Genomic DNA, 11,908 nt, shown 5'->3' with positions numbered 1-11,908 from the left:
CAGAAGCGCAAAGAAAAAAGACTGCCAGAACGAATATGCAAATTATATATCAGCTTAATCACTAAAAATTAAAGCCGTTTATAATAGATAATTTCTAAAGTGCCATATCGTACGATGAAATAGTGGCTAATATTTTATATGATTGTTTTGATCTATCTTCAATAATGGCATTAGGAGCTTTATCTTTTAAACATTCTATTCCTTTGTCACGCGAAAATCTATCTTTAAATATTTTACTTACGCCAATAATTTTTCCGTTAAAGGCTTTTAAATTAAAATAGGTTTCATTAGTTAAAGTTGTCTTTCTAAAAAATTTCACATTATCCTGTGAATTTCGTCTCACAGATTCTATTCCTTTTATACACATCAATTTCCTTGTATATCCGCCACTGCTTAGAATAATTTTGTTTTTTTTGTCTATAAAATCAAACTGAAATTCTCCATTTGTTTTTTTATTAATTACAAATTTTTCCATTTTAAGATTATTTCTTTTTTTTTAAAGTTGATATTAATTTTAGATACTAAATGATTATAGTTTTAATCATTAAAAATGATTTTAAACGTAGTTCCTTTTCCTACCTGACTCTCTACAGCTACAGAGCCGTTCATAGATTCAATCTGATTTTTTGTTATATACAATCCAATTCCATTTGCCTTTTCGTGCTTATGAAATGTTTTATACATTCCGAATAATAAATGCCCATATTTTTTAAGATCAATCCCTAAACCATTGTCTTTTATCGTCAACACTTTTTTGCCGTTTTCCAGAAAAAAATTGAATTCAATTTTTAAAAACTCATTCGGGTTGGCATATTTCATAGCATTTGTGCACAAGTTTTGTAAAACACTTTCAAGATAGGCCGGATTAAAATTAATAGTCGCATCGTCAGGAATATTGTTTATAATCGTTGCATTATTTCGGTGATTATAAGCACTAACGATATTAAGTACCCGACTCAAATAAGCATTTAAATTCAATGGTTCAACAACAATATCGGCGTTGTTCTCAATATTAACTATCTGCGATAAATCTTCAATCGTCTTGTTTAAATCATTAGAAACAGTACGGAGATATTTCATCGTTTCGCGTTTTTGAGCAAAGTTTTCTTCTAAATCAATCATATCCAGAAGTAGTTTGAAATTTCCTGCGTGCGAGTTTAGATTATGCGATACTATATGCGAAAAATTCAACAGTCTGTCATTTTTTTCACTGTAAGACTCCATCTTTTTCATTAATTCCAGCTCCTTTTCTTTCTGAGCCGAAACATCAGTATGAGTTCCTATAACTTTTAATGGTTTTCCACTCGTGTCTCGTTCAATAACTTTACCTCTGTTCAGTATCCATTTGTATTTTTTATTGGAAGTTAAGACGCGATGAAAATTTTCATAAAAAGGTGTTTTACCTTCAAAATGATCATACAGCGCTACATAATATTTTTCCAAATCATCCGGATGTACAATTTCATTCCATGATTCCGGGCAATCGAAAGTACTGGTAGCTTCAAGTCCTAATATATCTAAAGACTGTGGAGAGTAAAAAACACTATTGGCTTTCATATCCCAATCCCAAACACCAGATGTAGAAGTTTCGAGGGCAAATTTAAAACGCTCTTCAGCAATTTTTAACTTCAATTCCTGATTCTTCAAATCTGTTATATCAACAATTCGTCCATAAAAAGCGACATTCTTATCTCTATCTAATTCTCTTTTTGACGAAATCCTGAACCAACGCAATCCTTTCATCGGCATTTGAGCCCTAAAAGCCACATCCCATTTCTTTCCCTTTTTTATAGAATCGATCAAAGACTGCTTTACTGTGTTTTTATCATCCTCATGAATGCGATCGTATACTGAAAGTATCGTATTGGTAAATATATCATCTACTAAAATTTCAAACATTTTATATGCTGAATCATTTATAAATGGCATATTATAATCATTATCTGCTGAAATCGTTAAAACGAAAAAAGCATCCTGAATTTCATCAAATAATTTAGATTTCAAACTGCTAGCACTTTTGTTCTTTTTAGTTTTATAAAAATCGAATTCCATCTTCTTAATTTTAATAACATTCATTAATCTCTACGATCGATTACAACTGATCAACACCTGAATACTACTTCTTCATAATCAATAGAATGCAGCAGTGGAATATTGAGTATTGTTTCTTCTAAATAAAAGTTCAATTGATTTAATATTTCCGATCTAATTTTTGTAGTGTCTAATAAAACGATGCTTTCTAAACCAATTAAAATTTCTATAATTCTTTTATTAAAAGCACAGACAACTAAAGGAATATCTCTACCATATACTTTAAAAAAATCAATCAAATCTTCTTCTTCATAAATTACAAATACTACTACTGAGTAAACTTGTAACTCTTCGTTAAGAAAATTAAAATTTCTGCGAACATCAAACTCTAATACATCTTGAAATTTGCATTTTAAGAATTTCGAAAAGCATTTTTGATTTCCATATATAAGTGCTCTTTTTTTCATCATCTCCCAATTACATTGTACAAACGAACTCTTTTAATGAATTTTAATCTGAATAAGAGTAACGGACTCTTATCATAATTAGAAACAAACATTTAGTTATAATATAAAAGGAGAGATTTCATAAAGCATCTTACATAAATTTAGCACAATTGAACCCCCAATTCCACAAACATTCTCTCTCCTTTATCACATTATGTATTTATCCTATTTCTCAAATTACAAAAGCAATATTTTACTGTTGAGACGGCTTACCCCAAAAAACTTTGACCCTCTTCGTACTAAATCCAAAAACACAAACAGTAGCCGCCCACAGCAACAAAAAAACATTCTAAAACAAAAAATAATGGTTCTGAAAAAGCTTTTATTTTTAATCCTATTTAGATTAGAAATACACTTTCTTTTCCTGACATTACAAAAATACTCCCAATAAAATCAATACATTATAGAATAATGAACAACTCGATGTAGAATTATTTCTACAGGAAATGAAGGCTTTTTTTTGCATTGTTTATCCAAAAAAAAACCAGAGAATTACAAATCTCTGGTTTCATATAAAAAATCGATAAAAGTGTTGTAATCCTGAATTAGACCTAACACAAAATTAAACATCTGTTACTCATCAAAATACAATTGAAAAAACTTAATTAAATCTGCCAAATTATCTATTTCCAGCTTTTCGAAGATTCTGTTTTTATAAGTACTAACCGTAGTTTTTTTAATGTTTAATAATTCCAGTATTTCTAAGTTACCATAACCTTTAATCAATAATTGCGCTACTTCAATCTCTCTATTCGATAATAAATCTAACGGATTAGTTGGTTTTTTTGAAATATATGAATCTAAAATTCGGTCCTTAATATTTTGAGTAATGTATTTTCCGGTTGAAATCATTGTATTGATCGCATTCTTCATTTCATCCTCTGAAGTTTCTTTGTTCAAATATCCAGATGCTCCTGCATTCAAATAGCGCATAGCATAGATATTCTCGTCATATGCCGAAAATATTAATATTTTAATATCTGGCCGAATTGCTTTTATTTCGGAAATAATATTGATGCTATTTCCATCGGGAAAATTCACATCCAGAATTAACATATCAATCTTTACTTCTTTCAGAATACCAAAAGTATCTTTAAAGTTCCCTGCTTTATAAATTGTGGCATTCAAAAATAATTCTTTAATAATTAAAGAAACTCCTTGCCTTACCACGCTATGGTCATCGGCTATTAAAAAACTATAGTTATTTGATGATGATTTCATTTGCATCTACATAAATTAAAATTATTGCAACACTCGTCTCTAATTATTATTAGAACAATAAAACATAAAGTATTTTTCTCTTTTATGTTTTACACTAAGTTTAATATCAAATTAAACATAATCTTAGTGCCTTTACCTTCTTCACTCTGAACATTAATTTCCCCTTCAAATAATTCAACTATTTCTTTACATAGATTCAATCCTAAACCAACACCAACATCATTAACTTTTCCAGAAACAGTTCCTTGATAATACAGTTCAAATATGTTTTTCAAATCATTTGCTGCAATACCAATACCATTATCTTGAATTTCAACTTTTAAATTCAACTTTTTATCTTCCTTCTTTTCACCATCAATCACGATCAATATAAGACCGTTTTTGGTAAACTTATTTGCATTACCAATTATGTTGTAAAATAGCTGATGTATTTTTGCCGCATCAGATGAAACTTCATAATCTTCAACCAAATTAGACCTCACTTCCATTTTATTTCCTTTGGTCTCAACCAACGAATTCATCGAAGTAATAATTTGATTTATTTCATTCTTCAAATGAAAGTTTTTATTTTTTAATTCCGGAGAACGATTTTCATCTTTAGAATATTCTAAAATCTGACTTGATAATAGTAATAGCGAATTTGTTGTAAACTGAATAGATTTGAAAGTTTCTTTTATTTCTTCATCCTTTATCGAGGAGCTAATCATTTTACTGTAAATTGAAATAATACTTAAAGGAGATCTAATTTCATGACTGATCATTCCCATAATTCTATTTTTAAAATTTAAGCTTTGTCGTATTTGATCTTGAGCGATGGTTAATCTTTTTTCATATTCAAAAGACAACCTGGTAAAACTAAATACGATAATAGAAATTATAAACATTAGTAATATTAAAATTGCTATGGTATAATTTCTCGCAGCTTTGGTTGCACTAGCTCTTTCTTGCAGCGTTTTTTGCACATTATCCTGAAGAACATTCAAAGATCTGGTATAATTAGGCATTATTACAGACTCCAAATCCAGAAGTTCATTATTAAGCGTTGTCAACTTTAAATCTTGTTCATTTAAGCTTGCAAAAGATTTCTTCAAATTTTTAAACTGATTTTCATAATACTTATTGGTAGTCGCAAACAAATTTGCAATTTGATCTTCAATGCTTCCAGACACCACTTTATTATTGTACTTCATTGTTACAGTAATATTTAACTGCTCCTTTTGTACATCCATTTTCCCAACAAATGCATCTCCTAATCTCGAAAACAATCCTTTTTTCGATACACTATCTACCTTAATATACGAGTCTGTTTTAATACTGTCTAAAATCTTCTTGTACTCAAACTGGTTGAGTTTAAATGTTTTCGAACTATTACTTTTATCCGGATTAATCTGTGTACTAATAATAGAGTCAATATCAGCTTTTAAGGACAGAATATTAGATTCTGACTGATTTTTTTTCATCAAAATCTCCATAAATGCTTTATTGTCTTTAGTAATTAAACTTAAACTGTCAAGCAATCTGCTTATATCATTTAAAGCTACCGTATATTTATCTAATGAAATCTGGTCCTTATTACTTGTATAATTATTAAACTTTTTTTGGGAATCTATAAACGAATGATTTATTCGACTTGTAAAGTGCGAAATTTTATTCAACGAATTCATTGAATCTAAAGCTTTAGTTGTTTCAGATGCATTCGCTGATTCATTATACCATATGATGACAACAATTATTTGTAAAAAAATAACACATGCCAATAAAGTATAGTGAATAATTTTTCTATGCTGGAATTTTAGTTTTAAAAAACTAAATGTATTATTCGTAAAATGTTTTCTAATCAAAGTTTCTATTTTAAAATGAAAAAATAACGAGTTAAAAAAAAATCAACAACTCTAATAACTGTTTTAATTAGGTGGCAGAAGTACGATCATAAATAAATGATGTACTACATTTTGAATAAATATAATTTTTTAGATTTTAAGTCAAGATCAATGAATTAAAATCTATTGGCCATAAAATAGTTTTGTTTTAAAAAACGAAATCGCTTACTATGAAAATAACCGACTAAAGCTCTTATAAAACTAACATTTATTATAACGACAAAAAAATATTTAAAAGAGATTTGGGGGCATCTTTCAATTGAATAAATATGTCATAAACAATTTACATATTTTAATTCATTTTACAAATATTTATTTGCTTTTATTTTTAAAATAAGTGCAAAAGTACTCTCCTAAGATCAAAGATAGTGTAGAACATTCTACTATTATATGTAGAACTTGTTCTACGTAAATGTACTGCTTTTTTGTGTTTCAGATTTACAAATAATACTGATAAAATAAACATTAAAGCATTTGCAAACACTTCTTTTTGAAACAGTCACCATATACAATTCCTTGCTGAATGCCCATTTTATTCAATTACTTCACGAGCTTATTTTTTTTTCATCATTTTTCAAATAAGAAACAAACAACTAACTAACAATTACTTACAATAAAAAAAAGATCATTTTTAAAGAACAAATAATGGTATAAAACCTTCTACTTTTTACTGCTCATTTTTTTCGTCAAATATTCTCTTCTAGTTTTGCCCGAAATTTTAAAATAATTATAAAATGAAAAATTTAATACTTTCGATTGTTTTTGCAAGTGCAATAACAACTTTAAGTGCTCAAAACAAAATTGAAAAAAAACCAACTAACGACTTTAACAAGTGGTCTATAGAACTAGCAGGTGGAGTTAATAAACCACAAAGACCAATGTCAACATCTTACTTTACTTCGACACCAAGTCCTTATGTCGCTGATTTAGGAGTTCGATACATGTTCAACAATAAATTTGGTTTAAAAGCTGACTTTGGTTACAACAGTTTTACTGGAAAAAATAATTCTATTGATTTCGACACTAAATACTACAGAGCAGACATTCAGGCTGTTGCTAACTTAGGAAGAATCATGAATTTTGAAACATGGACAAATACTATCGGTATTTTAGGTCATGCAGGTTTTGGAGTAGCGCAGTTTGAAGATCAAAACTCAGCTATAAAAGACAGAATGGGTAATTTTATTGCTGGTATTACCGGACAAATTAAATTATCAAACAGAATTGTTTTAACAGGAGATTTTACAACTATCCTTAACGCAAGACAAGATTATACTTTTGACGCAGCAACTGCTAACAACGGTAGAGGCTTTTCAGGAGTACTTTTTAACGGTACAGTTGGTTTAACAGTTTACTTAGGTAAAAATGCAAAACATGCTGACTGGGTTATCGATAACGGAAGCGAAATCGATGAGTTGAAACAAAGAATTGCTGACATTGAAACATCTATGTTAGATACTGATAAAGATGGTGTAGCTGATTATTTAGACGAAGAGCCAAACACTATTTCTGGTGTAATGGTAAACACTAAAGGAAAATCTATCGACTTGAACAACAATAACGTTCCTGATGAATTAGAAAGTTATTTACTAAAAACTTACGGAAGTAATACTGACAAATCTCCAATTTTAGGAAACAATGAATTGATTAAAAACTTGATCAATGGTGGTTATGTTTGTACTTATTTTGATTTCGGAAAATCTACTCCAACAAATGTTTCTACAGAAGGTATTGACTTTATCTTAAATTACTTAAGAAACAATCCATCTGCTTCAGTTGATATTATTGGTCATGCAGATGAAATTGGAAAATCTGATTACAACGATAAATTAGCTGCTTCAAGAGCAAACAGTGTTAAAAATGTTTTAGTAAAAGCTAAGATTAATGCATCACGTTTAAATATTGTTTCTGCTGGTGAAGATGCTTCAGTTGAGAAAGATTCAGACGCTGCTAGAAAATTAGTTCGTAAAGTAACTTTCAGAGTTAAATAATTAAAGCATACAATTAGAAATACAAAAAAGGGAATAGTTTCAATACTATTCCCTTTTTGCTTTATAGATCATAAAAATTCTACTTAAAATATGTAGTATCAGGATATCATATATTATATAAAAGGACTTACTATCATTCATAAAACGCTTAAAACGCAATCTTTTCAGAAGAGAATGTTTTAAGCGTTTTTTTGCTGTTTCTAATGTATTTATGAAAACGTTGTAGTTAATACGCAGCTTTAAATATATATTTTACACTTAAAAAAGTATTGCAATAAAGCTTTAAAGAGGACTATAAATCACCTACAGTTTCAGCATTTTTCTTTAACTTAGCACAGTAAATCTTAAAATATAAGATTATACATACTTTGTTTTTCTGCAAAGAACTGACCGAAAAAGCATTACTGTTTTTTCTCTTACTTTTTTTGGAAAAGGCATTTTTCTAATAATTTTAGTTAATTGAAAACTATGAACAAATTTGATTTTGGAATTGTTGGGCTCGGTGTAATGGGCCGTAACTTACTTTTGAATATTGCTAGTCATAATTTTGCGGCGGCAGGTTTAGATTTAGATACTGAAAAAGTCAACTCTCTTCAACAAGAAGCAGATTCTGACCATACTATTGAAGCGACAACAGATGTTAAGCATTTTGTAGAGCTTATACAACAACCAAGAGCTATTATGTTGCTAGTTCCTGCCGGAAAACCGGTTGACAGCGCAATAGCAAGTTTACTTCCTCATTTAGATCAAGGAGATATTATAATTGATGGTGGTAATACTTATTTCACCGATACAGACAGAAGGTTTTTGGAATTATCGGCTAAAGGAATTCACTTCTTTGGTATGGGAATTTCAGGCGGAGAAAAAGGTGCTAGATTTGGCCCGGCAATGATGCCAGGTGGAGATCAGAAAGCTTATGAGAGGCTTCGTCCAATTTTTGAAGCGATTGCAGCAAAAGTAGATGGAGAACCTTGTGTTGAATATTTAGGAAACGGATCTGCCGGTAACTATGTAAAAATGGTTCACAACGGAATCGAATATGGAATTATGCAATTGATTTCTGAAATTTATGACCTGATGAAAAGAGGTTATAATCTCGATGAAGATACAATTCAGAAAACTTTTGAAGAATGGAATCAAACCCATGATCTTAAATCTTATTTGATTGAAATTACAGGAAGCATTCTGAAACAAAAAGATGAAGACGGAAGCAGACTGATCAATAAAATTTCAGATTGGGCAAAATCTAAAGGAACGGGAAAATGGACTTCTCAAAACGCAATGGATTTACAAGTGCCAGTTCCAACAATCGACGCAGCAGTTTTTATGCGCGATATGTCTAAAACAAAACCTGAAAGAATTGAAGCAGCAACAAAATTAGTTTGGAACGCTCCTAAAACAGATGTACATACAACCGAAGCAATTGCAGCATTAAAATCAGCTTTATACTTTTCTATTGTTGTGACTTATGCACAAGGATTAGCACAGCTTCATACTGCTTCTAAAGAATACAATTACGGACTAAATTTAGAAACTGTTGCCAAAATATGGCGCGGAGGCTGTATTATTCGTGCTAACATTTTAGAAGATTTCAGAAAAGCTTATGTTACAAAAGCTGATTTGCCAAACTTACTTTTAGATTCTGGAATCGCTTCCAAACTAACCGAAAATCAGGCAGGAATGAGATCAGTTATTCAATTTGCTGTTCAAAAAGGGTTACCTGTAGCCGGGCTTATGAATTCATTAGCTTATTTTGATGCCTACAGATCAGAAAACCTTCCAACAAATTTAATTCAGGCACAGCGTGATTATTTTGGAGCCCATACCTACGAGCGTATTGACGCCACCGGAGTATTCCATACACAATGGTCTGAATAAGAAAATTTAAGCAACACAACTACAAAAATGAGTAAGTTCAAAAATACAAATCCAACAATCATCGTTATTTTTGGAGGAACCGGAGACCTGGCAAAGAGAAAGCTCTTTCCCGCATTTCAAAATCTGTACCTTGATGGCCGTATGTCAGATAAGTTTCAGATTATTGCACTTGGAAGAGCCGAAAAAAGCGATGAAGAATTCCGCAGTTATGTCTTAGAAAATCTTGAAACCTTTTCAAGAAAAAAAGGACTTTCAGATCCGGAAACTCAAAAATTTCTTTCTCACGTAACTTATCACAGTCTTGATATTGATAAAGAAGAATCTTATCAAAGATTAAATGAGAAAATAAATAGTATTGATGAGACCTTTGGAACACGTGCGAATCGTCTTTTTTACCTTTCGATCACACCTTCTTTCATTACTACAATTTCTAATAATATAAAGAAAATTGGCCTTGCGGCTAATGCCAAGCAAGATCGTATCATTATCGAAAAACCTTTTGGTTACGATAAAACTTCTGCGATTGAACTTAATGAAATGCTCTCGCAGACTTTCAAAGAAGAACAGATTTACAGAATTGATCATTATTTAGGCAAAGAAACCGTTCAAAATATCCTTGCTTTCCGTTTTGGAAACTCAATGTTTGAACCTTTATGGAGTCGTAACTTCATTGATTTTGTTCAAATTACAGTTGCTGAAGAAGTTGGTGTTGAAGAACGCGGCGGTTTCTATGAAGGTGTTGGAGCCTTAAAAGATATGATCCAGAACCATTTGCTTCAAATTTTGTGTATGACAGCGATGGAAGCACCGGCATCATTAGAAGCTGATGACATTCGAAACCGTAAAGCAGATGTGCTGAAATCGATTCGTCGTATCAAACCAGATGAAGTTGATCATTATGTAGTCAGAGGTCAATACGGTCCAGGTTCAATAAAAGGAAATCCGGTTCACGGATACCGTCAGGATAAAGGAATTGCTCCGGATTCTAATACAGAAACCTATGTAGCAATGAAAATTTATCTGGACAACTGGAGATGGCAGGGAATTCCGTTTTATCTCCGTACAGGAAAAAGAATGGAAGAAAAACAGTCTTCGATTATTATACAATTTAAACCTGTTCCGCATTCTGCATTCTCTTACGGAAAACAAGGTATGACACCAAACAGATTGATTATCAATATTCAACCCGCAATGGATATCAAACTGCAGTTTATGACCAAAAAACCCGGACTGTCACTTTCATTACGACCGGCAGAAATGGTATTCGATTATTTTGCCTGTTCTACAATGTCGCCAGAAGCTTACGAAACATTGATTGCTGACGCCTTAGCAGGAGATCCTACCCTATTTATGCGTTGGGATCAGGTGGAACAAGCCTGGGATGCTATTGATACTATTCAGCAAGTATGGAAAACTACCGCGCCTACTAATTTTCCTAATTATGAAGCCGGAAGCTGGGGTCCGGAAGAAGCTGACGAATTATTGGCACGCCAAGGACATGCCTGGATTCGAAACACACAAAGTAATATAAAAGAAGAAGTTTTAGATGATACAGATATACAATAATACAGAAGAAATTAACACCACAGCTGCAGCTCTTTTTGTAGCAGCAGCGCAAAAAGCGATTGCTGAAAAAGGCAAATTCACAGCCGTACTTACAGGAGGTTCATCACCGGCTGGGATTTACAAATTATTAGCTTCTGACGATTACAAAACTAAAATAGACTGGAGTAAAGTTTTTATATTTTGGGGTGATGAACGTTGGGTTCCTCTTAATGATGATCTTAGCAATGCAAAAATGTCTTATGCTACATTATTAAGCCACGTTCCTATTCCTGCAGAAAATATTTTTGAAATGTATAAAGATGGTGTAACGCCTGAAGATTTTGCAATTACCTATGAACTGTCTATTAGAAAAGTTTTAGGCGATGAAGGAAAATTTGATCTTATCTTATTAGGTATGGGCGATGACGGACATACAGCCTCTCTTTTCCCTGGCCAAGCAGTATTAGACGAACAAAATAAGTGGGTTGCTGCCTATTATCTGGAACCTCAAAAAATGTATCGTATCACGCTTACTGCGCCATTAATAAACAAGGCCAATAAGATTATTGTAGTGGCTTTTGGAGAGAAAAAAGCACCTGCATTAAAAGAAGTAACAACCGGAAAGTTCAATCCTGCAACTTACCCAATGCAGTTGATTAAACCTGTTTCTGGCGAATTATTATTTCTTGTAGATAAAAGTGCTGCCGGAACGAATTAAAAAATTGTTCTTTAAATTATAGTAAAGAGTTTATACTGAAAAGTGTAAACTCTTTTTTTTGCTATGAATTGTCGGAATGATAATAATTATTTATTATAAAAAATAGTGATACCTGTCGTATAGCACGTAATATTTTAT

The 11,908-nt window shown here is 31.3% G+C and carries 9 protein-coding genes; 4 read left to right on the top strand and 5 right to left on the bottom strand.

Going from position 1 to position 11,908, the window contains the following annotated elements:
- Nucleotides 1-94: 94 nt before the first annotated feature.
- The 5 genes from ACHRVZ_RS13050 to ACHRVZ_RS13030 all read right to left on the bottom strand — a co-directional run bounded on the left by ACHRVZ_RS13050 (nt 95) and on the right by ACHRVZ_RS13030 (nt 5,599).
- Complete coding sequence (locus ACHRVZ_RS13050) at nt 95-475, bottom strand: YegP family protein (RefSeq protein WP_395423001.1); 381 nt, start codon at nt 473-475, stop codon at nt 95-97.
- Nucleotides 476-537: 62 nt separating this feature from the next.
- Nucleotides 538-2,052: a PAS domain-containing protein gene (locus tag ACHRVZ_RS13045; protein ID WP_395422999.1), complete on the bottom strand. Its 1,515-nt coding sequence runs from the start codon at nt 2,050-2,052 to the stop codon at nt 538-540.
- A gap of 50 nt (nt 2,053-2,102) precedes the next feature.
- Nucleotides 2,103-2,501: a hypothetical protein gene (locus ACHRVZ_RS13040; protein ID WP_395422998.1), complete on the bottom strand. Its 399-nt coding sequence runs from the start codon at nt 2,499-2,501 to the stop codon at nt 2,103-2,105.
- Nucleotides 2,502-3,110: 609 nt separating this feature from the next.
- On the bottom strand, nt 3,111-3,758 hold the full coding sequence (locus ACHRVZ_RS13035) for a response regulator (RefSeq protein ID WP_395422996.1): 648 nt from the start codon (nt 3,756-3,758) through the stop codon (nt 3,111-3,113).
- An 89-nt stretch (nt 3,759-3,847) separates the two neighbouring features.
- Entirely contained in the window at nt 3,848-5,599 is a 1,752-nt protein-coding gene (locus ACHRVZ_RS13030) for a sensor histidine kinase (protein WP_395422994.1), read from the bottom strand.
- Nucleotides 5,600-6,372: 773 nt separating this feature from the next.
- Here ACHRVZ_RS13030 and ACHRVZ_RS13025 point away from each other — a divergent pair.
- The 4 genes from ACHRVZ_RS13025 (at nt 6,373) to pgl (ending at nt 11,770) form a co-directional block, all read left to right on the top strand.
- Nucleotides 6,373-7,629 carry an OmpA family protein gene (locus ACHRVZ_RS13025; RefSeq protein ID WP_395422993.1) on the top strand — a complete coding sequence of 419 codons (1,257 nt, stop codon included), beginning with the start codon at nt 6,373-6,375 and terminating at the stop codon, nt 7,627-7,629.
- 468 nt (nt 7,630-8,097) lie between these two features.
- Nucleotides 8,098-9,507, top strand: a complete 1,410-nt coding sequence (gene gndA, locus ACHRVZ_RS13020; protein ID WP_395422991.1) for an NADP-dependent phosphogluconate dehydrogenase — start codon at nt 8,098-8,100, stop codon at nt 9,505-9,507.
- A gap of 27 nt (nt 9,508-9,534) precedes the next feature.
- Entirely contained in the window at nt 9,535-11,073 is a 1,539-nt protein-coding gene (zwf, locus tag ACHRVZ_RS13015) for a glucose-6-phosphate dehydrogenase (RefSeq protein ID WP_395422990.1), read from the top strand.
- Nucleotides 11,054-11,770, top strand: a complete 717-nt coding sequence (gene pgl / locus ACHRVZ_RS13010; protein ID WP_395422989.1) for a 6-phosphogluconolactonase — start codon at nt 11,054-11,056, stop codon at nt 11,768-11,770. The genes zwf and pgl overlap by 20 nt, the downstream gene beginning before the upstream one ends.
- Nucleotides 11,771-11,908: the final 138 nt, after the last annotated feature.

This window comes from Flavobacterium sp. FlaQc-57 (assembly GCF_044007395.1).
Classification (GTDB): domain Bacteria; phylum Bacteroidota; class Bacteroidia; order Flavobacteriales; family Flavobacteriaceae; genus Flavobacterium.
This window is presented reverse-complemented; position numbering and strand designations above follow the sequence as displayed.